Here is a 26,667-nt window from a genome sequence, read left to right on the forward strand (position 1 = left end):
TGTGTCCGTTCCACGTAGGCACTTCCTTGCCCTGAGCACCGGAGCGGTGGTTGCCGCAGGCACCATGACCGCTCCGGCCGCCGCCACCGGGCAGGCCGTCGACCAGCTGGCTGCCGGCCGTTATCGCTGGCGCAACGTCGAGATCGTCGGCGGCGGCTTTGTCACCGGCATCATCCATCACCCGAAGCAGCGCGGCCTGGTCTATGTCCGCACGGACATCGGCGGCGCCGCGCGGCTGGACCTGCGGACCCAGCGGTGGGTCCAGCTGCTGGAGTGGGTCGGCTGGGACGAGTGGAGTTTGACGGGGGTGGAGAGCCTCGCGCTCGACCCCTGCGATCCCGCCCGGCTCTACCTCGCGGTCGGCACCTACACCAACGAGTGGTCGCCGATCAACGGCGCGATCCTGCGTTCGACCGACCAGGGCCGGACGTTCCGCCGGACCGACCTGCCCTTCAAGCTCGGCGGCAACGAGCCGGGCCGGTCGATGGGGGAGCGCCTGGTGGTCGACCCGCTCGACGGCCGGGTGCTCTACTTCGGCACCCGCAACCAAGGGTTGTGGCGTAGTAACGATCGGGGCGAGAGCTGGAGCCGGGTGGGCAGCTTCCCGTCGGTCGGGATGGCGGGGATCGGGATCGGGTTCGTCTTCTTCGATCCGCGCGGTGGGCGCAAGGGGCGTCCGACGCAGACCATCTACGCGGGTGTAACTGATTCGGCCAGCCCGCTGTTCCGCAGTACCGACGGTGGCCGGACCTGGGCTGCCGTGCCCGGCCAGCCGACCGGGTTGTTGCCGCACCACGGCGAATTGGGTGCCGACGGCAACATCTACCTGACCTACGGCGACCGGCCCGGGCCGTACGAGATGTACGACGGCGCGGTCCACAAGGTCGACACGGCCACCGGCGTGTGGACCGACATCACCCCCCTGCGCCCGAACACCGGCGGCGAGGCCGGTTTCGGGTACGCCGGTCTGGCCACCGATCCGCGCAAGCCAGGCACGGTGATGGTCTCCACGATGAGCCGGTGGGGACCGGTCGACGACGTGTTCCGTTCCGTCGACGGTGGCCGGACCTGGCACTCGATCGCGCAGAAGGCGGAGATCGACGTCTCCGGTGCGCCGTACCTCAACTTCCACACCGAGGGGCCCAAGCTGGGCTGGATGATCGGCGACATCTCGATCGATCCGTTCAACTCCGACAAGGTCATGTACGTGACCGGGGCGACGATCTTCGGCACGGACGACGTGACGCTGGCCGAGGCGGGTCGTAGTACCCACTGGTCGGTCCGGGCCCAAGGGCTGGAAGAGACGGCCGTGATGGACTTGATCAGTCCGCCGTGGGGTCCGCCGCTGATCAGCGCACTGGGTGACATCGGCGTCTACCGGCACGACCGGCTGGACGTCGTACCGCCGGACGGGCAGGCGGCCAACCCGGTGTCGGGTACTTCGCCGAGCCTGGACTACGCGGCCAAGGCGGAGGGATTCGTCGTACGGGTTGCTTACGGCGGCTCCAAGGAGCGCGGGGCCTACTCGACGGATGCTGGAGTGAGTTGGCAGCCGTTCGCGGGCGAGCCGGCTGGATCGACGCAGCCCGGCAAGATCGTGGCCAGCACAGATGCGCGGACCATCGTGTGGGTCCCGGGCGATGTCGTGCCCCACTACTCACGCGATCGCGGTACTACGTGGACGCCGGTGACCGGGCTGCCCCAGCAGGTCGCTGTGGTCGGCGACAGGGTTGATCCGAAGGCCTTCTACGCGTTCGACCCGGCTACCGGGATGGCGTACACCAGCACGAACGGCGGGGCGGACTTCTTGCCATCGGCAACGGGGTTGCCGACGGGGTACGGCAAGCTGGAGACCGTGCTCGATCGAGCCGGGCACTGCTGGCTCGCGGCCGGGGCGGGCGGTCTCTTCCGGTCGACCGATGGTGGCGTGACCTACCAGAAGGTGACCACGATCGAGGAGGCCTTCACGGTCGGCTTCGGCAAGGCTGCTCGCGGCCGGACCGAGATGGCCGTCTACAGCTCGGGCAAGGTCGCCGGAGTCCGGGGCATCTACCGGTCCGTCGACAGTGGCCGGCGCTGGGTCAGGATCAACGACGACAAGCACCAGTTCGCGTCCACCGGCGACGCGATCGCCGGTGATCCGCGGGTGTTCGGCCGGGTCTACATCTCCACCAACGGCCTCGGCATCCCTTACGGCGAACCCGTCTGAGCAGTCGAGTGAGGTGGGCCGGAGCTCTCGCGGATCTGGAGCTCCGGCGTGGAGTAGAGGTGGGGGGTCGGCTCGGCGCCTTCCAGGAGTTCGAAGAGCCGCTCAGCCACTCGTTCGCCGTACCCGACGATGTCGTGGCTCATCGCCGTCAGGCGGGGCTGCGTGATCCGGCACAACGCCGAGTCGTCCCACGCGAGCAGCGTGACGTCGTCGGGTGAGCGCAGCCCGAGGCCGTTGACGGCCGAGAGACCGGCCACCGCCATCAGGTCGTTGTCGTACAGGATGGCGGTCGGCCGGGCGCCGGCGGTGAGCACGCGCCGGGTAGCGGCGGCCCCTTCGTCGCCGGAGAAGTCGGTGTGCACGATCTCGGCGGCCAGGCCGAGCCGTTCGGTGTCCCGCGCGAACGCCTGGTCGCGGATCCAGACGTGGCCGTGCTCGGGTGGGCCGGCGACCCGCGCGATCCTGGTGTGCCCGAGCGAAGCCAGATGCTCGACGGCGACGCCCATCGCCGCCGTGCTGTTGGTCCAGACACAGGCCAGCCCGTCGGCCAGACTCGGGTCGCCGACCACGATGGCGGGCATTTCGAGTGCCCGGAGCAACGGGATGCGCGGGTCGTCCACCCGCAGGTCGACCAGGATGACTCCGTCGACGCGCTTTTCCGCGGCCCATTTGCGATAGGTCGCCAATTCCTCGTCGATGGTCGGGACGACCTTCAGCGCCAGCGCGTACGACCGCCGGCTCAGCACCGTCTCGAGCCCGCCGACGAATCCCATGTAGAAGGGTTCCTCGCTGAGCGTCCGGGCCGAGCGTGCCAGGACCAGGCCGAACGTCTCCGACCGGGCGACCGACAGCATCCGGGCGGCGCGGTTGGGCACCCAGTGGAGTTCTTCCGCGACCTTCAGGACCCTGGCCCGGGTGGCTTCCGAGACACCGGGCTGCCCGTTCAGCGCGTACGAGACCGCGCCTTTGGAGACGCCGGCCCGCTGGGCGATCTCCTTGATGGTGACTCGGCCCACGAGGGACTCCTTCCCAACAGGTTGAATTCTGCACGGAATTCTCCGGGCGTCATGGTCTTTACAGTACTGAACCGGTCCAGTACCGTCCACTCACACGTACTGAACCGGTCCAGTTAGTCGGTCGGAATACCGACGTGGCAGGCGCAGCGGACGTCTTGTTCCGCGCTGCTCGGATTTCCGCCTTCGGCCCCCCGCCAGATGTTTGCCGATCGAAGGATTGCGAAATGTACCTGCACGATGTGCTGCGGAGATCCCGGACCCTCGCACTGCTGACCGCTGTGCTGGCCGGTGCCGGCACGCTGGCCGCCTGTGGTGACACCGGCGGCGCGGCGAAGCCGAAGGGAGGCGCCGGCGAGAGCCGGATCACCGTCTTCAACGGCGCGACCGGTGACGCCGCCGAGAACTTCAACCCCTTCTCGCCGACTGCGCTGCAGCCTGCCCGCGGGATCATCTACGAGACGCTCTTCTACTACAACCTGATGTCCTCGGGTGAGCCCAAGCCGATGCTCGCGACCGCCTACAAGTGGAACGCGGCCGGTACCGAGCTGACCGTCACCACCCGGGAGGGGGTGAAGTGGTCGGACGGCACGCCGTTCAGCGCGGCGGACGTCGCGTTCACCTTCAACCTGATCGCGAAGACGCCGAGTATCAACACCAACGGCCTGGCCGCGACCGCCAAGGCCACCGGCCCGAACACCGCGGTGCTGACCTTCAAGCAGACGAGTTTCGTGTCCGGCCCCAATGTCCTGGGCAACACCGCGATCGTTCCCGAGCACCTGTGGAAGTCCAAGGACCCGGCTACCGACATCAACCGCAACCCGGTCGGCACCGGTCCGTACACCGTCGCGAGCTTCACCCCGCAGAGCTTCGAGATGAAGCGGAACGCCACCTACTGGCAGCAGGGCAAGCCGCAGATCGAGAAGGTCCGGTTCATCACCCTGGCCTCGGCCGACGCCGCGAGCGGCGCGCTGCTGAAGGGCGAGGTGGACTGGATGAGCTCCTTCTTCCCCGGCTTCGAGCAACTGCTGAAGGGTAAGAAGGACCTGTCCTGGGTGAACACGCCCGCGCTGACCACCAGCCTGTTCGCCTGCTCGAACGCCGCGCTCGGCTGCAAGGGCCCGCAGACCGACGTCGCCGTCCGGCAGGCGATCTACCACGCCCTGGACCGCGAACAGCTCAACAAGCTTGCCTTCAGCAACGTTGCGGGCGTTGCGTCGCCGACGCTGCTGGTGCCGAACCGCGACGAGAAGTGGATGTCGCCGAAGGTCGAGAAGCTGGTCCCGCAGCAGCCCGACACGGCGAAGTCCGAGTCGATCCTGACCGCGGCCGGCTGGGCGAAGGGTGCCGACGGCATCTACGCCAAGAACGGCCAGCGGCTGAGCATGACGATCCAGGTGGTGTCCGGCTGGAGCGACTACATCTCCGCGATCGACGCGATGACCCAGCAGCTGCGCAAGGCCGGGATGGAGATCAAGTCCACCCAGATCTCCTCCAACGAGTGGAACAACCGGGAGTCCAAGGGCACCTACCAGCTGTCGCTGAACTCGCTCGGCCTCGGCCCGTCCACCGACCCGTACTTCACCTACGAGGGCAAGTACTGGTCGAAGAACACCGCCGAGGTCGGCAAGTCCGCCAGCGCCAACCAGGCCCGGTACGCGAACCCCGCCGTCGACGCGGCCATCGCAGCCGCCTCGAAGACCAACGACGACGCGGAGAAGAAGAAGCAGTACGAGATCATCCAGGAGCACATCGCCCGGGACCTGCCCTACATCCCGGTCGTGCTCAACTCGACCCTGACCCAGTTCAACAGCTCGCGCGTCACCGGCTGGCCGACCAAGGACAACCTGTACTCGTTCCCGGCCACCTGGAAGGCGTGGGACAACGGGATCGTGCTGCAGAACCTGACCCCGGTCAAGTAGATCGGGCGAGTGGATGCAGTACTACCTCCGCAAGACCGGTTTCTACCTGGTCGCCTTGTGGGCGGCGCTCACGCTGAACTTCGCGCTGCCCAGGATGATGCCCGGCAATCCGGTCGACCTGATGATCGCCAAGCTCGCGGCCAAAGGGCCGGTCTCCGCCGAGACCCGGCGCAGCCTCGAACTGCTGCTGGGCACGAAGTCGGACCAGCCCCTCATTTCGCAGTACCTCGACTATCTGCGCAACCTCACCCACGGTGACTTCGGAATCTCCGTGACGTACTTCCCGCAGACCGTCTCGACCACGATCGGGCAGACCCTGCCGTGGACGATCGCGCTGATGGGGATCGCGACCATCATCTCGTTCGCGGTCGGCATCCTGCTCGGTCAGCTGGCCGGCTGGAAGCGCGGTTCCTGGCTGGACAACCTGATCCCGGTGACCACGATGTTCCAGGCGGTGCCGTACTTCTGGCTCGCGCTGGTCCTGCTGTACCTGTTGTCCAGCGTCACCGAGGTCTTCCCGGCCAGCGGCGGCTACGACGTCTACAACGTGACCCCGGGATTCAACCTGCCGTTCCTGCGCAGTGCCGCGTACTACGGAACGTTGCCGGCCCTCACCATCGTCATCTCGTCCATCGCCGGCTGGATGCTCGGCATGCGCAACATGATGGTCTCGACCCTGTCCGAGGACTACATCGTCACGGCCGAGGCCAAGGGGCTCAAACCCCGCCGGATCATGACCACGTACGCCGCCCGGAACGCGGTGCTCCCGTCGCTGGCCGGGTTCGCCACCACACTCGGCTTCGTGGTCTCCGGCTCGATCATCACCGAGCAGGTGTTCTCCTACCCCGGCATCGGCATGACGCTGATGGCGGCGGTCCAGAACAACGACTACGCGCTGATGCAAGGCGTCTTCCTGGTGATCACGCTGTCGGTGCTCGGCGCCAACCTGCTCGTCGACCTGCTGTACGCCCTCATCGACCCGCGCACCCGTGCGCGGGCCTGACCGGAAGGAGTCCGGATGACCACGCTGACGGATCCCGTGGTGGCGGTCAGGCCCGCGGCCGCCCGCCGCCGCCGACGCCGGCCGGGCCCGAAACTGCTGGTGGGCCTGATCCTGTGCGGAAGCATCACGTTGTTCGGGATCATCGGCCCGTTCCTGGTCGGTGACCCGCACCTGGTCGACAACGTCGGGCTGCAACCGCCAGGCAACGGACACCTGCTCGGCACCACCCAGACCGGCCAGGATGTCTTCGCCCAACTGGCCTACGCGACCCGCGGTTCGTTGGTGATCGGGCTGGTGGTCGGTCTGCTGGCAGTGGCCCTCGCGGCCGGCTTCGGCATCCTGGGCGCCTACATCGGCGGCTGGGTCGACGAAGGGTTCTCGCTGTTCAGCAACGTGATGCTCGTCCTGCCAGGCCTGCCGCTGATGATCGTCATCTCCAGCTACGTGGAGAGCAAGGGGATCTGGCTGGTGGCAGGGGTGCTGGCGCTGACCAGCTGGGCCGGTGGCGCGCGCGTACTGCGGGCGGTGACGCTCAGTCTGCGCAGCCGGGACTACATCTCGGCCGCGCGGGTGGCGGGGGAGAAGACCTGGCGGATCCTGCTCGTCGAGCTGCTGCCGAACCTGATCCCGTTGCTGGCGGCAATGTTCATCTTCGCGGTCATCGGCGCGATTCTCGGTGAAGCCGGGCTGGCCTTCATCGGGCTGGGCGCCGGTGGCTCCTGGACCTGGGGAACGATGCTGTTCTGGGCCGGCAACGGCCTGGCGCTCAGGCTCGGTGCCCTGTGGTGGTTCGTTCCGCCCGGGCTGATGATCACCTTGTTCGGTGCGGGGCTGGCGATGATCAACTTCGCGATCGACGAGCTGGTCAACCCGAAGCTGCGCGACCAGACCCGGGCGGTCCGGCGGCGCTGGGCGGCGTCGAAGGACCAGATCGCAACGACCGAGGAGGCGGCCCGGTGAGCGCCGGTCCCCTCGCCGCCGGCCCGGTTGCCAAAAGCCCCGTTGCCAGGGGCTCGGTTGCCGTGGGCACGGTACTGACGCTGGAGGACTTCAGCGTCGACTATCTCGGAGAGACGGTCGTGCACGCCGTCCGGCACGTCGACCTCACCCTCGGCCGGGGCGAGATCCTCGGCCTGGCGGGGGAGAGCGGCTGCGGCAAGAGCACGCTCGCCTACGGCATCACCCGGCTGCTCAAACCGCCGGCCGTCATCACCTCGGGCCGCGCCTTGTTCCACTGCCGGGAGGGGTACGACGTCGACCTGCGCGCCCTGCACGGTGAGGACCTGCGCGCCTTCCGCTGGGACAAGATCTCGATGGTGTTCCAGGGCGCGATGAACTCGCTGAACCCGGTCATCTCGATCCGGGCGCAACTGGAGGACATCTTCACCACCCATCGGCCGGAGTTGAGCAAGGCCGAGCGGCGGCAGCGCTGCGGGGACCTGCTGGAGCGGGTCGGCGTCGACCGGGACCGGCTGCGCTCGTATCCGCACGAACTGTCCGGCGGCATGCGGCAGCGGGTGATGATCGCGATGGCGATGGCGCTCGAACCGCAGGTGATGATCATGGACGAGCCGACCACCGCGCTCGACGTGGTGGTCCAGCGCGAGATCCTGCTCGAACTCACCCGGCTGCGCGACGAGCTCGGCTTCGCGGTCGTCTTCATCACCCACGACCTGCCGCTGCTGCTGGAGATCAGCGACCGGATCGCGGTGATGCGGGCCGGCGAGATCGTTGAGCTCGGACCGGCGGCGCAGGTCTACAGCAATCCCCAGCACTCCTACACCGAACAACTGCTCGCCTCCTTCCCGAGCCTGACCGGGCAGCGCGGCGACTTCATCCGCGCCGGGCTGGACGAGCGGTTGCTGGACCTGGACGCCGTCCAGGTCACCGATGTCGACGGGGGAGCGAGCCGATGAGCACACTCGAGGTCAAGGGACTGGTCAAGAACTACCGTTTGCGCGACGGCTGGCGCGGCCGGCAACTCACGGCCGTGAAAGAGGTCAGCTTTTCGCTGGAGCCCGGCCGGACGGTCGCCCTGGTCGGTCAGAGCGGCAGCGGCAAGTCCACGGTGGCGAAGCTGCTGCTGCAACTGGAGCAACCCAGCGCCGGACAGATCCTGCTCGACGGTGAGCCGATCGAGCGTCGCGGCCGGGGCCTGGCGCAGTACCGGCGGACTGTGCAGATGGTCTTCCAGGATCCGTTCGCGTCACTCAACCCGCATCACACGATCGCCCACCACCTGGCCCGTCCGTTGCGGTTGCACGGGCACGGCAAGACCGCGGCGGAGCTCGAGCAGGGCGTCCACCGGCTGCTCGAGCGGGTCCGGCTCACCCCGGCCGATGTCGTCGCACAGCGGCGGCCACACGAGCTGTCTGGTGGCCAACGGCAACGAGTCGCGATCGCCCGGGCGCTGGCCCCCGGTCCGGGTATCCTGATCGCCGACGAGCCGGTGTCGATGCTGGACGTCTCGATCCGGCTCGGCGTGCTCAACCTGCTGGCCGAGTTGCAGCGCGAGGAGAACCTCGGCGTTCTGTACATCACCCACGACCTGGCCACCGCCCGGCACTTCTCCGACGAGATCCTGGTGATGTACCGCGGCGAGATCGTCGAGCGTGGCCCGTCGGACCAGGTCATCCTCGACCCCCAGCACGACTACACGAAGTTGCTGCTGCAGGCCGCACCCAATCCGGAACTCCGACTGGCGAAACTCAGTTCTGGTTAGGCGCCTGGCAGGTGCTCGCGCGAGGCGTCAGCTGCGGTGGCAGCAGCGTGATCGCGGGCACCTGCCCGCCCTCGAGCTTGGTGATCAGCGACTCCACCGCCTGGTGGCCGATCTCCTCGGCCGGGATCGCGACCGACGAGAGCTGGGGTACGTGGCGTTCGGCGACGTCGTCGGCGCAGATGGCCATCAGCGACATGTCCTCCGGCACCCGGCGGCCGAGCCGGCGCAGTACGTCGAGGAGCGGGCCGATGATCGGCTCGTTCTGGACCACCAGACCGGTGATGTCGGGGTGCTCCCGCAGCAGTTCCTCGACGGTGCCGAGGACGGCGTCGAAGCTGTGCTCGCAAGGGGTCTCGACGCCGATGATTCCGCGACGTTCGGCGGCGGCGGAGAAGCCGGCCAGGGTGCGCTGGGCGAACGAGGTCTGCCGTTCGTAGACGGCGGACGGCGTACCGAGCAGGGCGATACAGCGGTGGCCGAGGTCGGCGAGGTGGTCCACGCAGCGCTCGCCGGCACCGACGAAGTCCAGGTCGATACAGGTCAGGTCGTCGGTGTCGGCCGGTACGCCGATCAGGATCGACGGCATCGAGAGTTCGCGCAGTACCGGGACGCGTTCGTCGTGCAGCTCGATGTCCATCACCACCAGCGCGTCGACCAGCGAACTCTGCGCGACCCGTTCGAGTCCGTCGCGGCCCTCGTCGGCGGTGAGCAGCAGGACGTCATGGTCGAACCGCCGGGCGGTGGTGACGACGGCGGTCGCGAACTGCATGATCACCGGGACGTGCATCCCGGTGCGCAACGGGATCACCAGCGCGAGCACGTTCGATCGCTGGCTGGCCAGGGCCCGCGCGCTGGCATTGGGCCGGTAGCCGAGAACGCGTACGCTTTCCTGGACCCGGTCCCGCGTGTCCGGGGAGATCGACCGCTTGCCGCTGAGGACGTACGACACCGTGCTGGCCGCCACGCCCGCATGACGGGCTACATCGGCGATGGTCACCATCGGTGTCTCCTCACTGGGTCGAAGCGCTTCGACCGGTTGTTCAGAGAACAGCGTCGAGTGAGTGGCCCCGCCTGTCAAGAGCCCACCGCCACCGAGTGTGGCCGCGGCGGGGCGGACCGGCCGCCCAGCCGCGGTTCGCAGGGGTCGAATTCTCCGATCCGTGGTGAATTGACGGGTAATTCATTCAGTACAGAAGAATGCTTTCCCCGGTGCGGCTGTGGGATTCACCAGGGTCCACAGCCGCACGGGGGGAGGGGTCAGGAAGAGGTGACCGAGTAGCTGTTGCTGGTGAAGTTCATCCCACCGTTCGACGAGGTGATCTCGAAGCCGAACTGCACCTCGTTCATGGTGGCGTCACCGATCCAGCCGCGGGACCGGATCCAGTTCATCACGGCCTTGATGTCGACCGTGCCGGAGTTGGTGCCCGAGGTCCGCAGGAACGAGAACACCTGGTTGGAGCCGTTGCTGCCCTTGTAGACGTTCCAGGTGTGCCCGCCGACGGAGGCGCTGGCCTGCCAGGAGCCGATCGGCCCGACGGCGCCCTGCTGGTTCATCCAGAGCATGATCTCGTAGGCGTGGCCGTCGGCCCAGATGTCGTAGGCGGTGGCGTAGGCGCCACCACCGGGCCGGCTGACGTTGAAGCTGCTCCTCAGCGTCCCGAGGGCGCTGATCCGCTTGCCGATGTACTTGGCGGAGTGCGGGTAGGACTTCACGCCGCCGGTGTTCGGGTGGTTGGCCCAGACACCCCAGTTGCTGTAGGAGTTGGCCCAGATGCTCTGCGGGCCGGCGCCGCTGCCCCAGACATCGTTGCGGACGGTGTACCCACCGTTGGACCACGACCCCCACTTGTCGGACGACGACCAGGTCGCGGCGTTCGCCGGCAGCACCAGCGCGACGCTGCTGACCAAGGCCGTCATCACGGCGGTGACCAGTTTCCAGGATCTCGACATGCTTCTTTCTCCCTTTGAGGCGGTACCACGGGGCGGCGGCGGGGCGGTTGCCCGCCGGTGGCAGGGGAAATCTGCAGAGCTTTTGTCGAAGCGCTTCGAAAACTCTAGGAGAACTATTGCAGGCGCTTTAATATTGAGTCAACGGTTGACCGTCCGTTACCGGAGACTTTCCCGCAGGACGGCCCAGCCACCCGGCGCGACGGTGACCTTGTCGCCGGTCTGCTCGCCGCTGACCAGGTCCAGCCCACCGTAAGGAAGGCCCACCTCCTCACCGGTGTGGTTCAGAACGAACCGGTACTGCGTATCGCCCGCCGCCCGGGTGACCACCTCGACGCCGCGAGGCAGCCCGGATGGCTCGATCCCGGCAGCCCGGACGACCTGCTCGACCAGCGACTCGTACGCCGGGTCCTGAAGCCAGGTCGACGAGTACCAGGCGTTCTGGTGCCGGGTGATCGCCGGCAGCCCGTCGAGAGTCCCACCCTGGTACCGCGCGACCGCCTCGGCTCCTTCGAGCCGGACCCGCTCGCTCCATCCCTCGCCGACCGCGCCGTTGTCCAGCTCGATCGTGCCGCCCACCGGGAGAAACTCCTCCACCCGGATCCCGAGCAGCGCGCGGAACGCGCCCGGATAGCCGCCCAGCCGGATCTGCGCGTTCGCGTCGGCGATCCCGCTCAGCGAGGTGATGAGCAACTGGCCGCCACCCTCGGCGTACCGGTTGATGGCCTCGGCCGCCTCGTCGCTGACCAGGTACAGCGACGGCACGATCACCACCTTGTACGCCGTCAGGCCGGCGGACGGACGGGCGAAGTCGGTGCCGATGCCAAGGTTCCACAGCTGCCGATGGGCGGCCCGAACCGCTGCCAGGTAGTCGATCTCGGACGACGGGAGGCCAGGCCCGTCGGTGGCCCACCAGGATTCGGCGTCCCACAGGATCGCCACCTCGGCCTCGACCTTGGCCGCATCGGCCTCGGCCAGCTTCGGCAGCAGTTCGCCGAACTCGACGATCTCCTCGAACGCCCTGCTGTCCGCACCGGCGTGCGGGACCATCCCACTGTGGAAGCGCTCGGCGCCGCCACGAGAGGCCCGCCACTGGAAGAACAGCGCGCCACTGGATCCCCGGGCGACGTGGGACAGGCTGTGGCGAGTCATCCGCCCGGGTTCCTTGGCGTGCAACCGACCGCCGTCGTGCAGCGCACTGGCCGCCTGTTCCATCAGCAGCCAGCGACCGTCACCCCAGGACCGCGCCAGGTCCGCACCGAAGGCGGTCTGCTGCTCCGCCTCGATCCCGCCGCCGTCGGGATAGTGGTCGATGGCAACCAAGTCGACCTCACCCGACCAGCGCCAGTGATCGACCGGAACCCAGCCCCCGAAGACGAAGTTCGTCGTGATCGGGACACCCGGGCTCAGCTCCCGCAGTACGGTGCGTTGCTCCTTGTAGGCGTCGAGCAGTTCGTCCGACAGGAAGCGCCGGAAGTCCAGCGTCTGCGAGGGATTCGGCAGGTACTGCGTCCGGCGCGGCGGGAACACCTGCTCCCACGCGGAGTACCCCTGACTCCAGAAGGCGGTCAGCCAGGCCGCGTTCAGCGCGGCCAGGTCGCCGTACTTGCGCTGCAGCCACGTCCGGAAGGAAGCAGCGACGTGGTCGCAGTAGCAGGTCGACCCGTACTCGTTGTGCACGTGCCACATCGCCAGCGCCGGGTGGTTGCCATAACGCTCACCCAGTGCCCTCGCGATCCCGACGGCCGCCTCCCGGTACGCCGGTGCGCACACGCAGTACGTGTCCCGACTGCCGTGCAGCAACCGTACGCCGTCCGCCGTGACCGGTAGCGCGTCGGGATGAGCCAGGCTGAACCACGGTGGTGGTGAGGCCGTCGGCGTCGCCAGGTTCACCCGGATGCCGTTGCCGTGCAGGAGATCCAGCACCTGGTCGAGCCAGTCAAACTCGTAGCGACCGGGCTCGGGCTCGAGGCTCGACCAGGAGAATACTCCGACCGTCGCCAGGTTGACCCCGGCGCGACGCATCAGAGCCATGTCCTCGGCCCAGACCTCGGGTGACCACTGCTCCGGGTTGTAGTCGCCGCCGTAGTACAGCTCAGGCATCGGCCACCACCGCGACCGTGTACTGACCGCAAGTGCCTTCCACCACACGCGATTCGGCCTGACCATTGGTCAAGGTCAGCTCGATGACCGCGGCCGTCTCCCCGTTCGGCCCGGGGAGACGGACACGGGCCGTGTCACCCTCGGCCGGCGCGTACCAGCGCAGCTCGACGCCGTCGGTCCAGTCGTACTCCGGCCGGTCGTTCACCGCGCCGAAGGGGATGACCGCGCCCTGCCGGGCCAGCAAGGGCAGGCCGTCGAAGCCGTACGTGCGGGTGATCCAGCGGCTGCCGGCCACCTGCTCGCCGGTGAGCACGTGCGTCCAGGTCCCTTCGGGAAGGTAGAACCGGACCTCGCCGTCCTTGCTCATCACCGGCGCGACCAGCAGGTCCGGGCCGAGCATGTACTGCCGGTCGAGATACGCGACGCCCGGATCGTTGGGGAACTCCAGGATCATCGGCCGCATCATCGGCGTACCGTCGGTGTGCGCTTCCTCGGCCGCGACCGCCAGGTAGGGCATCAGCGACATCTTGAGCTGGGTGAAGCTGCGGAGTACGTCGACTGCCTCCTCGTCGAAGGCCCACGGCACCCGGTAGGAGCCCGATCCGTGCAGCCTGGAGTGCGACGACAGTAGGCCGAACGGGACCCAGCGCTTGAAGACCGCCGCGTCCGGAGTTCCCTCGAAACCGCCGATGTCGTGGCTCCAGTAGCCGAAGCCGGACGATGCCAGCGACAGCCCACCACGCAGTGACTCGGCCATCGCCTCGAAGGTCGATTCGCAGTCGCCACCCCAGTGCACGGGGAACTGCTGGCCGCCGACCGTCGCGGAGCGTGCGAACAGTACGGCGTCGCCGTCACCGCGGTTCTCTCGCAGCAGGTCGAAGACGGCCTTGTTGTACAGGTGTGGGTAGTAGTTGTGCATGCGTTGCGGGTCGGACCCGTCGAACCAGACCACGTCCTCGGTCGGGATCCGCTCGCCGAAGTCGGTCTTGAAGCAGTCCACGCCCAGGTCGAGCAGCGCCTGCAGCTTGGACCGGAACCAGGCCGTCGCGTCCGGGTTGGTGAAGTCGACGATCGCCATCCCGGCCTGCCACAGGTCCCACTGCCAGACCGAGCCGTCGGTCCGCTTCAGCAGGTAGCCGAGTTCACGGCCCTCCTCGAACAGCGCGGACCGCTGGGCGATGTAGGGGTTGATCCACAGGCTGATCCGCAGGCCGCGCTCCTTCAGCCGGCTCAGCATGCCGGCCGGGTCCGGGAACGCCTCCGGGTCCCAGAGGAAGTCGCACCAGTGGAACTGCCGCATCCAGAAGCAGTCGAAGTGGAAGACGCTGAGCGGCAGGTTGCGGCTGGCCATCCCGTCGACGAAGCCGGTCACGGTCGGTTCGTTGTAGTCGGTGGTGAACGACGTGGACAGCCACAGCCCCATCGACCAGGCCGGTACCCGGGCGGGCCGCCCGGTGAGGGCGGTGTACCGGCGCAGCACGTCCTTCGGCGTCGGGCCGCCGATGACGTAGTACGAGAGTTCCTGGCCCTCCACGCTGAACTGGTTGCGGGAGACAACTTCGGAGCCGACCTCGAAGGAGACCTTCGCGGGGGTGTCCACCAGCACGCCGTAGCCGGCGCTGGTCAGGTAGAACGGGACGTTCTTGTAGGCCTGCTCGCTGGAGGTGCCACCGTCGGCGTTCCAGATGTCGACCACCTGGCCGTTCTTCACCAGCGGACCGAACCGCTCGCCGAGACCGTAGACGGTCTCGCCGACGCCGAGGGCGAGCTGTTCGTGCACGTACTGCCGGCCGTCGGCGTCGGTGATCAGGCCGATACTGCGGGCCGAGGAGTCGGTCAGGACCCGTCCGTCCCGCTCGAAGCGCAGATCCCACGGACCGTCGAGCTTGACCACCGCGGTGAGGTCGCCACTGGTCAGCCGGGCCGTCTCGTCGTCGATCTCGACCTTGACCGGATGGTCGTCCTCACCGGACAGCGCGAACGCCGGCCGCGGCGGCACCCCACCGCTGTGGTGCTGGATCCGTACGCCGATCACGCCGGCCGCCGGTGAGGTCAGCGTGACCGTGAACAGAGGTTGGTTGAGGGTGTCGCCGCGACCGACGATCAGCTTGGCCGGCGCGTAGACGACCAAGGAGCGCTCGGTGCTCTCGACGCTTTCGACCGCGGCCGGGCGCAACCGGGTCAGGCCCGGACGCAACTGCCAGTAGCCGTCTGTGAACTTCATCGACTGCCTCTCTACTTGACCGCGCCGACGGTGACGCCGCGAGTCAAGGTGCGCTGGAAGATCAGGAAGAACACGACCGTCGGGAGCAGGCTGATCAGCGCCCCGGCGTTCGTGGTGGTGGCGTCCATCAGCCGATCGCCCTGCAACGAGGCGAGCGCGAGCGGCACGGTCTGGGTGCTGTTGTCGATCAGCATCACCAGCGGGATGAAGAACTCGTTCCAGGTCCAGATGAAGAAGAAGATCAGCAGCACCGACAGGGTCGGCCGGACCGTCGGCACGACCACCCGCCACAGCGTCGTCCAGCGGCTCGCGCCGTCCAGCGCCGCCGCCTCGAGCAGTGCCTTCGGGAAGGTGCCGAGCACGGAGGCGAGCAGGTACGTCCCGAACGCGCTCTGGATGACGGTGAAGATGATGATCACGCTGAGCCTGCTGTTGTAGAGGCCGAGCGACTTCGCCATCGAGTACAGCGGGTAGACCAGCGCTTCCTGCGGGATCATGTTCGCCATCAGGAACAGCGCCACGATCCACATCCGGCCGCGGACCCGGCCGATGCCGAGCGCGTACGCGTTCAGCAGCGACAGGACGACGCCGAGCACCGCGACGGACCCGGAGATGATGATCGAGTTGAGCAGCTTGCCCTCGAAGTGGACCTGCTGCCAGTAGGTCTTCAACCCGTCCAGCTGGAACGACTCCGGCCAGGCCAGGGGACCGTTGCTCGAGTAGTCGGTGGGGGACTTGAACGCGTTCATCAGCATGATCGCGAACGGCACCAGGACCAGCAGCGCGGTCACGCCGACCAGGAGCAGGACGATCCAGCGCGCCACGCCTTGCTTGTAGCGGTCGGGGTCCTTGCGGGTCACCCGGCTTCGCGTGAGGGTCAGTGTGGTCATGACTCGGTCCTGCCTTGCACCTTGAGGAAGCCGATGCTGACGACAACGATCACCAGCGTCAGCGCGGTCGCCACGGCCGCGCCGTACCCGACCTGGAGCTTGTTGAAGAACGCGTTGTAGGCGAAGTACGACGGCACGGTGGTGGCGTTGTTCGGGCCGCCGCGGGTCAGCGCCCAGATCGGCCCGAACACCTTCAGCGCGGCGATCGTGCAAGTCAGCGTGACCACGAACGTCTCCGGCCGGATCTGCGGCAGGGTGATCGCCTGGAACCGGCGGAACCAGCCGGCCCCGTCGATCTCCGCGGCCTCGTACAGGTCCGGATCGACCCGCTGCAGGGCGGCCATGAAGATCACCACCGGGTAGCCGATCTGGACCCAGATCATCACCAGCATCACCATCGGCAGCGCGGTGGACGGATCACCGAGCCAGTCGTGCTCGCCGATCCCGATCGCCTTGCCGATCGCGTTGACCGCGCCGTCCGGCCGCAGCAGCCAGCCCCACAGGATGCCGGCCACGACGACCGGCAGCACCTGCGGGAGATAGAAGGTGGCCCGCAGGAAGGAGGCGGTCTTCGGCCCGAACCGGCGGCCGATCACGTCGAACAAGGTGGCCGACAGCACCAGCCCGATCAGGGTCGGCACCACCACCATCGCGATCACCATCGCCGCCGTGTTGCGGAACGACGTCCAGAAGACGTCGTCGTGCAGCAGCCGGGTGTAGTTGTCCAGGCCGATCCAGCGCGGCTCCCCGATCCCCGACCACTTGGTCAGGGACAGGTAGAGGTTGGTGCCGAACGGGATCGCGACGACGGCGGTGAAGGCGAGCGCACCGGGCAGCAGGTACCACCAGTAGCCTGCCTTGCCCCGGGTCATCCGTTCTTGATTTCTTGGACACCCTGGTCGTAGGCCTTGCCGAGGTCGGCGAGCACCTGGTCAGGGGTTTTCGACCCGTTGATCAGCGACTGACCGCCGGCCACCAGGACGTCGTAGTACCCGGCCACCGGCCAGTCGGGGTAGAAGGCCAGGCCGTCGTCCTTGGTGATCGCGTCGAAGTTGGCGATCAGTTCCTTGTTCTTCGGGTCCGTCACCTTGGCCAGGTCGGCCTTGACCGGGACGCCGCCGTTGTTGGCCATGATGGTCTGGATCTCGGGCCGCATGGTGATGTCGATGAAGTCGTAGGCGAGCTTCTTGTTCTTCGACTGCTCGGGAACCACCCACAGGTTGCCCGACGAGCCCGCGTTCAGCTTGTTGCCGGGGAACAGGAAGGTGCCCCACTCGAACTTCTTGATCTCGGTGGCGAACCGGCCGTACCACCACGAGCCGCTGACGATCATCGGCGTCTTGCCGGCGATGAACGCGGTGCCCATGTCCTCGGCCTTCAGACTGGCCGACTGCTTGGAGATGTAGCCCTTGTCGACCCACTGGCGGAAGGTGTCGGCGCCGTACTTGAGCGGGTCGGCCTTGAAGTCGACGGCGCCCTTGTAGAGCTGGTAGTTGTCGACGAAGGTCCGGTCGGCCTTCGACAGCGCCAGCTGGTAGTAGAGCTGACCGGCCGGGTACTCCGCGCCGGCCATGCCCAGCGGGGTGACCTTCTTGGCCACGAAGGTGTCCATCGCCTTGGTCATCTCGTCGAGCGTCTTGGGCACGGCGACGCCGTACTGCTTGAAGAGGGCCTTGTTGTAGTAGACCGTCACGTACTCGCCGTAGTTCGGTACGCCGAACCACTTGCCCGAGCCCATCACGCCCTTGTCGTCGTACCGGGCGGTGGTCTGCAGGCTCGGGCTGAGGGCCTTGTCCCAGCCGCGGCTGCTGACCTCGTCGCTGATATCGGTCAGCAGGCCCTTGGAGCTGAGCAAGCCGGCGGTGGCGTTGCCCTTGTTGTACTCCATCAGGTCCGGCGCCTGGTCGGAGGCGAGGATCATCGACGCGTTCTGCTGGATCTGCTCGAACGCCTTGCGCTCGAACTCCACGGTGACGCCGGGGTGCTCGGTCTTGAACACCTCGATGGCCTTGTCCCAGGCCTTGCCCATCGCGCCGTTCGCGCTTTCGTAGTGCCACAGCTTGAGCGTGCCGGTCCCGGTGCCCCCGCTGCTGCTGTCGCTGTCATCGCCGCTGCCGCCGCAGCCGGCCAGCACGAGGGCGAGCGAGACGAATGCCGCTCCCGCTGAGATCATGGTGCGGGGAATCCGCATGGGTGTGCTCCTTCGAATGGGTGTGAATCCGGTGGTTCCTCGGTCCGTCGTCGCGTTGCAGCGCGGCGACGGACCCTGACTACTTCGTGCGGGCTCTGGCGCTGGTTCCCCGGACTTCCAGCAAGCAGGGCAACAACTCCTGGTACGTCGTACTGGCGCCTTCGCCGAGCCTGCCGAGCAGGACCCGGGTCGCGGCGGCGCCGAGTGCGGCACCTGGCGAGGTCATCGCGGTGAGCGGGGGACTGGCGAGGTCGGCGATGACCTCCGACGTCACCATGGACACCACCGAGATGTCCTGAGGTACGTCGAGTCCGGTCTCCCGCAGTTCGGTGAGAATTCCCAGCGCGGCGTTCTCGTTCATCACCAGGACACCGGTCAACTCCGGGCAGCGTTGCAGCGCTGCCCGGATCGCCTGCCGGCCACCGCTGGCCGTGTCCTCGCTGGGCACCATCACGCCGGTGATCCCGTGCCGCTCGAGTGCACCGGCGAAGGCTTCGGCAGTACGTTGCGCCGGGCCGTAGCCGCTGGACAGGCTGTCTTCCGAGTGGTTGACGTAGGCGATCGCCCGGTGGCCGAGCCCGACCAGATGGGCGACCGCGTCGTCGACCGTCTGCTCGAAGTCGATGTCCACACAGGCCAGTCCGCTGGTGTCCTCGGTCCGGCCGATCAGCACGAACGGCGACTTCAGCTTGCGGAGCAGTTCGACCCGGCGATCGGTCAGCTTGACCTCCATCACCAGGAAGCCGTCCAGCAGCCGCTGGGTCGCGAGGGTCTGCAGTTCGTCGCTGTCGCCGGTGCCGACCGGGCACAGCATCAGGTGGTAACCGGCTTCCCTGGCAGCTTCGGTGGCGCCGGTGACGAAGGCGGTCTCGGTGGCGCCCAGCCCGCGGCCGCTGAGCGGGAGGAGCAGGCCGACGATGTTGCTCCGCCGGCTGGCCAGCCCACGCGCCATCGCGTTCGGCTGGTAGTCGAGCTCGGCCATCGCCGCGAGCACCCGGTCCCGGGTCGCCTCGGAGATCGGCCGGGCTCCGGTGAGCACGTAGGAGACGGTGCTGACCGACACCCCGGCGCGCCGGGCGACGTCCGTCATGGTCGCCACGCCCACCTCCTGTCGAAACGCTTCGACGAAGCGTTTCGACAAAAGCTAGGGCACCAGCCAGAGACCGTCAAGAGCCGAAAATCCCGGACGGTGGTGCGATGGCGGAGGGTGTTCTGGCGGCCGCGGGTCAGAGCCGGGCGAGGAGCTCGGCCTTCTTCGCCGTGAACTCGGCATCGGTGAGCACCCCGGCCTGGTGGAGTTCGCCGAGCTTCGCCAAGAGCTCGAGCAACTCCGGCGTGGCAGCCGGCCGGACGACGTCCTGCGGTCGCGCCGGCTCGGCCAGGTGCGCCCGGACGGCCTCGCAGATCGCCAGGCCGTCCGGCTTCTCGACGTTGTCGATCACCGCCCGGTTGCCCGAGGCGAAGATGGTGATCTTGCCGAACATCGGGCCCGAGGACCACTGCACCGACGTGATGCGGCCGAGCGGGAAGTCCTCGGAGCGTTTGAACAGAACGCCGTCCTTCAGGAACAACAGGCGCTGATTGGTCAGCACCACGATTCCAGTGGCGAGCCCGTCCTCGTGGGTGCCGGTGGCGATCAGGTCGACACGTTCACCGTGGTGGAGATGGTCGGGCAACCTCCGCAGCTCGCGCCCGCCCCCGATCGTCTCGGTCATCTTCGCGACGGCGGCCCGGATGTCTTCCCTGAGGTCGATGCCCATGCCGGAAAGCCTAACCAGGGTCCAGCTCACCGCTGGGCGAGCAGGTGGTGGTCGATCAGGTCGGCGACGGCGGCGTCGGTGCAGGCGGCGACGATGAGGTCGGCGATGCGGAGGAGGTCGGGATGGCCGTCGGCGACCGCGGCGCCGAGGCCGGCGGCGTGGATCAGTTCGAGGTCGTTCGGGTTGTCGCCGACCGAGGCGACCCGGTCGAGGTGCACGCCTTCGAGCCCGGCGAGGGTCCGCAAGGCACTGCCCTTGTCGGCATTCGCCGGCAGTACTTCGAGATACGTCTTCTCCGATCTGACCAGCCGGACGTCACCGGTGACGGCGGTGATCAGGTCGGCGACCTCGACGAGATCACCGGGGGAGTCGGCGATCAGCATCAGCTTGGTCGGCGAGCCGGCCGGGCTCGACGTCTTCAACTCGATCTGGTCGCGGCCGGCGTACTCGGTCAGAGCCGGTGCCGGCTTGACGACGTACGCGTCGAGGTCCTGGAAGGCGACCGCTCCCACCGTCGCCGGGAGCAGCGGCAGGCTCCGGTCGCGGATCACCGGCCAGGCGTCGCCGAGCGTCAGGTCGAGCAGTCGGTTGCCGGTGGCAAGGTTCGTGATGCGCGCGCCGTTGTAGAGGATGAGTGGGGTGTCGAGGCCGAGTTGCGCGTGGTACCGCGCGGCGGAGTGCTCGTTCCGCCCCGTGGCGATGACCACCGTCCCTCCGGCCGCGCGGTAGCGCTCGATCGCTTCGACATTGCGCAAAGGGATCTCCAGATCCCGGTCCACCAGAGTGCCGTCGAGATCGGTGACCAGCCACGAATACTTCAGTCGCGCGCTCACCCGTCCGCCTGACCGGCTCGGTAGGTGCTGACGAAATGCCGGAGTACGGCGGGATCGAGATCGGCCGTGTGCGCGGCGTACCGGGGCTGGTTCCAGCCGGTGCCGCCGAATCCGACGTACTGTCCACCGGCCTGCGTGACGATGAGTTGCGCGGCGCAGATGTCCCAGGCGCTGACCGAGGTGCCCATCGCCGCATCGGCCCAGCCCGCGGCGACATGGCAGAGACTGAGAGCGGCACTGCCGGTACGACGTACCGTCCCGTAGCCGGCGATGAGTTCGCCGTACAACGCAAGGCCTTCCGCTCCGTCCGCGGCGAGAGCCCGGGCGTTGGGGTAGCTGGTGATGAGCAGGGCTCGTGCCTCGGCAGAGACTCCGCGCGAGTTCAGTGGCTCACCGTTGAGCCAGGCGCCGGTGAGGTCGGCGGTGAAGAGGTGTCCGGCGATCGGGTCGAGGATGGCGCCGGCCACGATCTGGTCGTCGACCACCGCCCCGATCGAGGTGCAGAAGAAGGCCAGGCCGTGCGCGAAGTTCGCCGTACCGTCGATGGGGTCGACGTACCAGGTGACCCCGCCGCTGCCGGTCCGGACACCGTCCTCCTCGCCGACGACGCTGCTGCCGGGGACTTCGCCGGTGAGGAACTCGGCGATCGCCTTCTCCGCCTGCCGGTCGTACTCCGTGACCGGGTCGTGCTGGTCGCGTTTGTAGTCGATGTCCATGAAGCCGCGGAACGCTTGCGCGAGGCCGGGCGCGACGAGCTGGACGGCCTCGGCGGCGACCGATCGGAGCCGTTGGGAGGCTGCGCGCTCCGGTCCGGGACGTGCGGCAGTGCCTGGTGTGGCGGTCATGAGTCTCCCTTGTGGGGGTCGGTCAGAGGGTTGCGAGCAGCAGGGAGCGGAGTTCGCCGGCCCCCGGCACCACCGCGTCGGGGACGGCGCGGACGACGTACGGGCGGTCGTAGGTGCCCGGCGCCTCCATCAGGATCACGCCGCCCACTCCGGCGCGGCGGCCGCAGACGACGTCCCGGTCGAAGTTGTCGCCGACGTACCAGGTCTGTCCGGCCGGTACGCCGAGAGCGCGGGTGGCGAGCAGGATCATCTCGGGGTTCGGCTTCCGCAGGCCGACCTCGTCGCTGTAGACCTGCAGAGCGAGTTGCTTCACCAGCCCGGTGCGATCGAGGTAGTCGCGGTGGACGGCACCACTCAGCGCGTTGCTCACCACCGCGACCGGAATGCCGGCGGCCGCGGCGGTGTCGAGCAGTTCGGGGATGCCGTCCCGATGGGCGCGGTCCTGGCGTACTTCGCCCAACCGCTTGCACAGCGCGGTCGCGTGCGCGATCACCCAGGCCCGCGGCGCGGCCGGCCAGTCGGCGGCGACGAAATCGGCCCAGTACTCGTGATGGGTCAGTTCGCGCGGAGCGGCCGGCCGGGACATCGCGTTCTTCCACGCGGAGTCCGCAGCGGCCCCCGCTTCGAGGTCGCTGCGGATCTCCTCGACGCTCAGCTCGCCGGACCCGATCTGTTCGTGCAACTCCGCCGCGAGCTCGGCCGACCAGTCTGCTCGCTTGGTGGTTGATACCAGTACGCCGCCGAAGTCGAGCAGCAGGGCCGCGGGTCTGGTCAGCTGATCCATTGGGCTGCCTCGTTCCGTACCGACTCCCGGTCCGTGCCCAGTTCCAGACGGTTGCCCTCGGCATCGAACAGATGGACCGCCTTGCGCTTCACCGCACAGCGCAGTACGTCGCCGGTGGTGGCGGCCACCTCGTCGGTGGAGACCAGGTAGAGATCGGTCGAGCCGACGGTGACCGAGACGGTCCAGGCGGCCCCGGTCGGGAGGACCGCTCGGACTCGCGCCTCGAACACCCACTCCTTCTCGCTGCCGAGGTGACCGGGCTCGACCACCCGGACGGCCTCGGGGCGAACGCCGATCGTGGCGACGGCGTCGAGCGCCCTGGTCTGGGTCAGCATCAGGTACCGGCGGGCCAGGCCGCCCAGCGAGCCGTCGTCGGCGTCGCACGGCGCGAGGTTCATCGGCGGGCTGCCGACGAACGCGGCGACGAAGGTGTTCGCGGGACGGTGATAGACGTCCATCGGTGGGGCGAGCTGCTGGAGGACGCCGTCCTTCATCACCGCGACCTGGGTCGCCATCGTCATCGCCTCGAGCTGGTCGTGCGTGACGAACACGATCGTGTGGCCGGTCTCCTCGTGCAGTTTCTTCAGCTCGGCCCGCATCTCCAGCCGGAGGGTGGCGTCGAGATTCGACAGCGGCTCGTCGAGCAGCAGGACCGAGGGGTTGACCGCGAGCATCCGGGCCAGCGACACCCGCTGCTGCTGACCGCCGGACAGCTGCGAGGGATAGCGGTCGGCGGCCTGGCTGATCTGCATCATCTCCAGCGCGGCGTCGACCCTCGTCCTGCGCTCGGCCGCCGGGACCTTCTGGACCCGGAGCCCGAACTCGACGTTGCGGCGGATGGTCAGGTGCGGCCAGAGCGCGTAGTTCTGGAACACCAGTCCCATCCCGCGCCGCTCGGTCGGTACGAAGGTGCCCTGGGCAACCGAATCCAGGACCCGGTCGCCGACCGTGATGGACCCCTCGGTCGGGTGCTCGAGGCCGGCGATCATCCGCAGCGTGGTGGTCTTGCCGCAGCCCGACGGGCCGAGCAGGCAGGTGAAGGAGGCGTCCGGAATGGTGAGGTCGAGGTTGTCGACGGCCAGCGGCCCGACGCCGTACGACTTGCTCACTGCTTGCAGGGTGATAGTGGGCACGGGCTAGCCTCCGAGTCCGGACGCGAGACTCGTCCGCGTCAGTCGTTGGGTGAGATAGGTGGCCAGGAACGCGACGAGCGCGATCACCAGGACGACCGCGTTGGCCATCTGGTCGTAGGCGAAGTCGATCAGGTTGATGGACAGCGTGGTGAGCAGCTGGGTCCCGGTGGTGGTCAGCATGATCACGATGCTCAGCTCCTTGATCCCGGAGATGAACGGCAGCACGATGCCGGTGACGAGTGAGCCGCGCTGGATCGGGACGACCACGGTCCGGACCCGGGTGAGCCAGCCGGCGCCGGTGATCTGCGCCGCCTCCTCGGGTTCCCGGCCGAGTTGCGTCATCGCGCTGATCCCGGATCTGGACGCGTAGGGCAGATGTGTCACCGCCAAGACGATGACCAGCAACGTGATCGACCCGTACAGCGCCGGGATCGGACCCCGCCGTACGGCGAACAGCGACAGGAACGCGGCGGCGAACGCGATGCCCGGCACCAGGTAGGGCAGGAAGCTCACCTGTCGCAGGACGGTCGCGATGCGAGAGCCGTCGGAGCGGACCACGACGTACCCGATCAGCAACCCGACCAGTCCGCAGATGATCGCGGCCAGACCGACGATCCGCAGGCTGTTCCAGGCCGCATCGAGCAGTTCGGTGCCGCGCAGCAGGCCGTGCGGGAAGCCGGGCGCGTCCGGCAGATCCTTGGCCAGCCAGTACTTCAGCGTGAAGTTGTCGGCCTTGAACACTCCTGGTGTGGTCGTCACCGTCGACAGAGCCAGGGTGAGGACGGGCACCACGACGCTGAAGAAGAAGATGCTCAGGGCAACACCACCGGCCACCCAGCGCCAGCGTCCCAGCTCGATGATCCGGTCCATCGCGCCCTTGCCGCCGACCGTGACGAAGCGGCGCTGTTCCCTCAGAAGCCGCGCGTCGGCCACTACGACGGCGACTCCGATCACGACGATCACCGTGGCGATCACTGCCGTGATGCCGGGCTCATGGTTGCGCACCGAGGCGAACAACGAGGTCGACAGCAGGTTGAAGTCGACGGGCAGGCCGAGGATGTACGGCGTACCGAAGGTGCCCAGGATGCGGCCGAAGACCAGCAGAGTGGATGACGAGAGGGAGGGCAGCATCAAGGGGAGGGTGATGCGGCCGAGCACGGTACGGCGGCCGGCGCCGAGAATGCGGGCCGAGTCCTCCAGTTGCGAGTCGAGCCGGCGCAACGCGTTGCCGAACAGCAGGAGGACGAACGGGAAGTAGTGCAAGCCCAGACAGATGATGATCGGTACGGCGCCGTAGGCCAGCCAGTCCGGCGTACTGATCCCGCGGGCTTCGAGGATGCCGACCTGGCCGCCGGAGCGCTCGTTCTTGAACAAGGCGAGCCATGCCAGCGCGAAGGTCCACGACGGCAGCATGTAGGGGACGACCAGGGCGGTCGCCAGCCACTTGCGGCCGGCGATGTTCGTCCGGGTGAGAAGGAAGGCGCTGATCCCACCCAGCAGCAGCGCCAGCACGGTCACCCCGACCGCGACGATCAGCGTGTTCACCAGGGGATGCCAGAACACGATCGAGCTGACCTGCGAACGGAACACCCGCCACAGGTAGTAGCCGCTGAGCTCGCCCGCGCTCTGGCCCGTCTTGGGTTCATCGCCGAACTGGACCCGGAACGCATCGGACAGTACTGCGACCAGCGGCGCGATCACCAGGTAGAGCAGGATGAGCGTGAGCACGATGCCGATCAACAGGGTCGGCTCGTGCAGCGCGACGCTCAGACGGTAGCGCCAGCGCTTGGTACGACGGGGTGCGGGTTCAGGCGGTGGAGCGGTCGGGGGCCGGGTTTCGGTGATGGCCATGCGCGAAGTCCTCCGGGATCAGGCAGCAGCGGGCTGGGCGGGTCAGCGGTGGTTGAGACGCCAGTGGTCCTGCATCGACTGCGCTTCGCGGAAGTCCGAGAGCAGCTTGCTGGAGTCGAACTTCATCAACTGCTTGCTCCAGTCGGTCAGCCCAGGCGGGTTGTTGCTGCTCGGCGGAACCGCCTTGCTGCCCGAGATGCCGCCCGACCCCATCTCCGGGGTGATGCCCTCCGCGGTCAGGACGAAGTGCATAAAGAGCTTTGCCGCGTTGGGATGCTTGCTGCCGGTCGCGATCGCGCCGAACTTCGGGTACTGGTAGCCGACGTACGGCTTGAGGGTGTCGCAGACCTTCATCTTGTAGCCCTTGCCGGCCACGTCGCGGAACTTCGCGATCGACACCAGGCCGATCCGCGGCTCGGTCTGGTTGGGCGCGGCGACCGCTGCCGAGACGTCGTCGTCGGCCGAGGTCAGGACCGGCTTGTTCTTCGCCAGTTGCTTGACCCACTCGCGGGCCGCCGAGGGCTCCGACGTGGCCAGCTCCTGACCGGTGTTCGCCTTGTACGCCGCCCGCAGGTCCGCGTCGTAGGTCGAGCCCATCTGGTTGAACCACTCGACGATGTTGGGTTTGCCGAGCGGATCCTGCAGCGCGACCTTGCCCTTCCACTCTGCGGCGGTCAGGTCCCACAGGTTGTCGACCGGGCAGCCCTTCGGGAACACGTTCGGGTTGTAGATCCACACGTTCGCCTTGGACAGCACCATCAGCGGGTTGCGGTTCTCCGCCGGGATCTGGTCGGCCAGATCGGCCGGGATCCACGTGTACACGGTCTTCTGCGGCAGCAGCTGGCCGACCAGCGTCGGGCCGTTCTCGTACAGGGTGAGGTCGATCGTCACGTTCTTGGCCTGCGCCTCGCGGGTCATCTTCTCCAGCGTGTCACCGACGTCCGACTTCACCCCGGTGGTCTTGATCCCGTACTTCGCCTCGAAGGCCTCGGCCACCTTCTTGATGTCACCCGTGCTGTCGTAGACGGTGACGGAGCCTTCCTTCTTCGCGGCCGCGGTCAGCGCCGTCAGGTTGAAGTCCTGGTCGATCACCGGCCGGCCGGCCTCGGTACTGGTGCCGCCCGCGCCGTTCGCGCCGGTGGTGGACGTCGACGGTGCGCAACCGACGGCTGCCAGGGTGGCGAGAACCCCGGTCGCGAGCAGGCGGTGGGTACGGCTGGTCATTGAGCTACCTCCT

22 protein-coding genes are annotated in these 26,667 nt (G+C 67.9%); 6 read left to right on the top strand and 16 right to left on the bottom strand.

All coding sequences use genetic code 11. The annotated features are described in order from the left end of the window. Position 1: 1 nt before the first annotated feature. A complete protein-coding gene (locus AB0F51_RS17745) occupies positions 2 to 2,209 on the top strand; it encodes a carbohydrate-binding protein (RefSeq protein ID WP_360281027.1) in 2,208 nt (735 codons plus the stop codon). Here the strand turns inward: AB0F51_RS17745 and AB0F51_RS17750 are convergent. Then, positions 2,191 to 3,225 (bottom strand): LacI family DNA-binding transcriptional regulator, encoded by a 1,035-nt coding sequence (locus AB0F51_RS17750; protein ID WP_360281029.1) that lies wholly within the window; start codon positions 3,223 to 3,225, stop codon positions 2,191 to 2,193. The genes AB0F51_RS17745 and AB0F51_RS17750 overlap by 19 nt on opposite strands. 224 nt (positions 3,226 to 3,449) lie before the next feature. On the opposite strand from AB0F51_RS17750, the gene AB0F51_RS17755 reads away from it, so the two are divergent. The 5 genes from AB0F51_RS17755 to AB0F51_RS17775 are packed head-to-tail and all read left to right on the top strand — an operon-like array spanning position 3,450 to position 8,869. Next, complete coding sequence (locus AB0F51_RS17755; protein WP_360281031.1) at positions 3,450 to 5,144, top strand: ABC transporter substrate-binding protein; 1,695 nt, start codon at positions 3,450 to 3,452, stop codon at positions 5,142 to 5,144. Between the two features lie 13 nt (positions 5,145 to 5,157). Next, the gene (locus tag AB0F51_RS17760) at positions 5,158 to 6,147 is read left to right on the top strand and encodes an ABC transporter permease (RefSeq protein ID WP_360281033.1); all 990 of its coding nucleotides are present in this window, start codon (positions 5,158 to 5,160) and stop codon (positions 6,145 to 6,147) included. A gap of 15 nt (positions 6,148 to 6,162) precedes the next feature. Then, positions 6,163 to 7,107 (top strand): ABC transporter permease, encoded by a 945-nt coding sequence (locus AB0F51_RS17765; protein WP_360281035.1) that lies wholly within the window; start codon positions 6,163 to 6,165, stop codon positions 7,105 to 7,107. After that, positions 7,104 to 8,063: an ABC transporter ATP-binding protein gene (locus AB0F51_RS17770; RefSeq protein WP_360281037.1), complete on the top strand. Its 960-nt coding sequence runs from the start codon at positions 7,104 to 7,106 to the stop codon at positions 8,061 to 8,063. Before AB0F51_RS17765 ends, AB0F51_RS17770 begins: the two co-directional genes overlap by 4 nt. Beyond that, on the top strand, positions 8,060 to 8,869 hold the full coding sequence (locus AB0F51_RS17775; RefSeq protein WP_360281039.1) for an ATP-binding cassette domain-containing protein: 810 nt from the start codon (positions 8,060 to 8,062) through the stop codon (positions 8,867 to 8,869). Before AB0F51_RS17770 ends, AB0F51_RS17775 begins: the two co-directional genes overlap by 4 nt. Here the strand turns inward: AB0F51_RS17775 and AB0F51_RS17780 are convergent. The 15 genes from AB0F51_RS17780 to AB0F51_RS17850 all read right to left on the bottom strand — a co-directional run bounded on the left by AB0F51_RS17780 (position 8,856) and on the right by AB0F51_RS17850 (position 26,654). Beyond that, the gene (locus AB0F51_RS17780; protein ID WP_360281041.1) at positions 8,856 to 9,869 is read right to left on the bottom strand and encodes a LacI family DNA-binding transcriptional regulator; all 1,014 of its coding nucleotides are present in this window, start codon (positions 9,867 to 9,869) and stop codon (positions 8,856 to 8,858) included. The genes AB0F51_RS17775 and AB0F51_RS17780 overlap by 14 nt on opposite strands. A gap of 257 nt (positions 9,870 to 10,126) precedes the next feature. Next, positions 10,127 to 10,819: a hypothetical protein gene (locus AB0F51_RS17785; protein WP_360281043.1), complete on the bottom strand. Its 693-nt coding sequence runs from the start codon at positions 10,817 to 10,819 to the stop codon at positions 10,127 to 10,129. 156 nt (positions 10,820 to 10,975) lie between these two features. Continuing rightward, entirely contained in the window at positions 10,976 to 12,919 is a 1,944-nt protein-coding gene (locus AB0F51_RS17790) for a beta-galactosidase (RefSeq protein ID WP_360281045.1), read from the bottom strand. Then, positions 12,912 to 15,143: an alpha-xylosidase gene (gene yicI, locus AB0F51_RS17795; protein WP_360281047.1), complete on the bottom strand. Its 2,232-nt coding sequence runs from the start codon at positions 15,141 to 15,143 to the stop codon at positions 12,912 to 12,914. The genes AB0F51_RS17790 and yicI overlap by 8 nt, the downstream gene beginning before the upstream one ends. 11 nt (positions 15,144 to 15,154) lie before the next feature. Further along, positions 15,155 to 16,033, bottom strand: coding sequence for a carbohydrate ABC transporter permease (locus AB0F51_RS17800; RefSeq protein WP_360281049.1), 879 nt, complete (start codon positions 16,031 to 16,033; stop codon positions 15,155 to 15,157). Further along, positions 16,030 to 16,905: a sugar ABC transporter permease gene (locus AB0F51_RS17805; protein ID WP_360281051.1), complete on the bottom strand. Its 876-nt coding sequence runs from the start codon at positions 16,903 to 16,905 to the stop codon at positions 16,030 to 16,032. Before AB0F51_RS17805 ends, AB0F51_RS17800 begins: the two co-directional genes overlap by 4 nt. Beyond that, positions 16,902 to 18,224: an extracellular solute-binding protein gene (locus AB0F51_RS17810; RefSeq protein ID WP_360281053.1), complete on the bottom strand. Its 1,323-nt coding sequence runs from the start codon at positions 18,222 to 18,224 to the stop codon at positions 16,902 to 16,904. Before AB0F51_RS17810 ends, AB0F51_RS17805 begins: the two co-directional genes overlap by 4 nt. A 79-nt stretch (positions 18,225 to 18,303) precedes the next feature. Further along, positions 18,304 to 19,314: a LacI family DNA-binding transcriptional regulator gene (locus AB0F51_RS17815; protein WP_360281564.1), complete on the bottom strand. Its 1,011-nt coding sequence runs from the start codon at positions 19,312 to 19,314 to the stop codon at positions 18,304 to 18,306. Positions 19,315 to 19,450: 136 nt separating this feature from the next. After that, positions 19,451 to 19,984, bottom strand: a complete 534-nt coding sequence (locus AB0F51_RS17820; protein ID WP_360281055.1) for a PH domain-containing protein — start codon at positions 19,982 to 19,984, stop codon at positions 19,451 to 19,453. Positions 19,985 to 20,010: 26 nt separating this feature from the next. Then, the gene (locus AB0F51_RS17825) at positions 20,011 to 20,817 is read right to left on the bottom strand and encodes an HAD-IIB family hydrolase (RefSeq protein WP_360281057.1); all 807 of its coding nucleotides are present in this window, start codon (positions 20,815 to 20,817) and stop codon (positions 20,011 to 20,013) included. Next, positions 20,814 to 21,662 (bottom strand): inositol monophosphatase family protein, encoded by an 849-nt coding sequence (locus tag AB0F51_RS17830; protein ID WP_360281059.1) that lies wholly within the window; start codon positions 21,660 to 21,662, stop codon positions 20,814 to 20,816. The genes AB0F51_RS17825 and AB0F51_RS17830 overlap by 4 nt, the downstream gene beginning before the upstream one ends. Before the next feature lie 22 nt (positions 21,663 to 21,684). Further along, positions 21,685 to 22,446 carry an HAD-IA family hydrolase gene (locus AB0F51_RS17835; RefSeq protein WP_360281061.1) on the bottom strand — a complete coding sequence of 254 codons (762 nt, stop codon included), beginning with the start codon at positions 22,444 to 22,446 and terminating at the stop codon, positions 21,685 to 21,687. Then, positions 22,434 to 23,579, bottom strand: a complete 1,146-nt coding sequence (locus AB0F51_RS17840; RefSeq protein ID WP_360281063.1) for an ABC transporter ATP-binding protein — start codon at positions 23,577 to 23,579, stop codon at positions 22,434 to 22,436. Before AB0F51_RS17840 ends, AB0F51_RS17835 begins: the two co-directional genes overlap by 13 nt. A 3-nt stretch (positions 23,580 to 23,582) precedes the next feature. Continuing rightward, complete coding sequence (locus AB0F51_RS17845; RefSeq protein WP_360281065.1) at positions 23,583 to 25,430, bottom strand: iron ABC transporter permease; 1,848 nt, start codon at positions 25,428 to 25,430, stop codon at positions 23,583 to 23,585. A gap of 42 nt (positions 25,431 to 25,472) precedes the next feature. After that, positions 25,473 to 26,654: an ABC transporter substrate-binding protein gene (locus tag AB0F51_RS17850; RefSeq protein ID WP_360281067.1), complete on the bottom strand. Its 1,182-nt coding sequence runs from the start codon at positions 26,652 to 26,654 to the stop codon at positions 25,473 to 25,475. Positions 26,655 to 26,667 lie beyond the last annotated feature (13 nt).

This window comes from Kribbella sp. NPDC023855, from assembly GCF_040639475.1.
Classification (GTDB): Bacteria; Actinomycetota; Actinomycetes; order Propionibacteriales; family Kribbellaceae; genus Kribbella.

What these genes read in the sequence shown, in the direction of transcription:
- AB0F51_RS17765 (WP_360281035.1), top strand. Translation starts at nt 6,163, where the DNA reads ATGACCACGCTGACGGATCCCGTGGTGGCGGTCAGGCCCGCGGCCGCC.
- AB0F51_RS17845 (WP_360281065.1), bottom strand. Translation starts at nt 25,430, where the DNA reads ATGGCCATCACCGAAACCCGGCCCCCGACCGCTCCACCGCCTGAACCC.
- AB0F51_RS17790 (WP_360281045.1), bottom strand. Translation starts at nt 12,919, where the DNA reads ATGCCTGAGCTGTACTACGGCGGCGACTACAACCCGGAGCAGTGGTCA.
- AB0F51_RS17820 (WP_360281055.1), bottom strand. Translation starts at nt 19,984, where the DNA reads ATGGGCATCGACCTCAGGGAAGACATCCGGGCCGCCGTCGCGAAGATG.
- AB0F51_RS17850 (WP_360281067.1), bottom strand. Translation starts at nt 26,654, where the DNA reads ATGACCAGCCGTACCCACCGCCTGCTCGCGACCGGGGTTCTCGCCACC.
- AB0F51_RS17760 (WP_360281033.1), top strand. Translation starts at nt 5,158, where the DNA reads ATGCAGTACTACCTCCGCAAGACCGGTTTCTACCTGGTCGCCTTGTGG.
- AB0F51_RS17755 (WP_360281031.1), top strand. Translation starts at nt 3,450, where the DNA reads ATGTACCTGCACGATGTGCTGCGGAGATCCCGGACCCTCGCACTGCTG.
- AB0F51_RS17830 (WP_360281059.1), bottom strand. Translation starts at nt 21,662, where the DNA reads ATGACCGCCACACCAGGCACTGCCGCACGTCCCGGACCGGAGCGCGCA.
- AB0F51_RS17810 (WP_360281053.1), bottom strand. Translation starts at nt 18,224, where the DNA reads ATGCGGATTCCCCGCACCATGATCTCAGCGGGAGCGGCATTCGTCTCG.
- AB0F51_RS17835 (WP_360281061.1), bottom strand. Translation starts at nt 22,446, where the DNA reads ATGGATCAGCTGACCAGACCCGCGGCCCTGCTGCTCGACTTCGGCGGC.
- AB0F51_RS17800 (WP_360281049.1), bottom strand. Translation starts at nt 16,033, where the DNA reads ATGACCACACTGACCCTCACGCGAAGCCGGGTGACCCGCAAGGACCCC.
- AB0F51_RS17780 (WP_360281041.1), bottom strand. Translation starts at nt 9,869, where the DNA reads ATGGTGACCATCGCCGATGTAGCCCGTCATGCGGGCGTGGCGGCCAGC.
- yicI (WP_360281047.1), bottom strand. Translation starts at nt 15,143, where the DNA reads ATGAAGTTCACAGACGGCTACTGGCAGTTGCGTCCGGGCCTGACCCGG.
- AB0F51_RS17805 (WP_360281051.1), bottom strand. Translation starts at nt 16,905, where the DNA reads ATGACCCGGGGCAAGGCAGGCTACTGGTGGTACCTGCTGCCCGGTGCG.
- AB0F51_RS17775 (WP_360281039.1), top strand. Translation starts at nt 8,060, where the DNA reads ATGAGCACACTCGAGGTCAAGGGACTGGTCAAGAACTACCGTTTGCGC.
- AB0F51_RS17815 (WP_360281564.1), bottom strand. Translation starts at nt 19,314, where the DNA reads ATGACGGACGTCGCCCGGCGCGCCGGGGTGTCGGTCAGCACCGTCTCC.
- AB0F51_RS17785 (WP_360281043.1), bottom strand. Translation starts at nt 10,819, where the DNA reads ATGTCGAGATCCTGGAAACTGGTCACCGCCGTGATGACGGCCTTGGTC.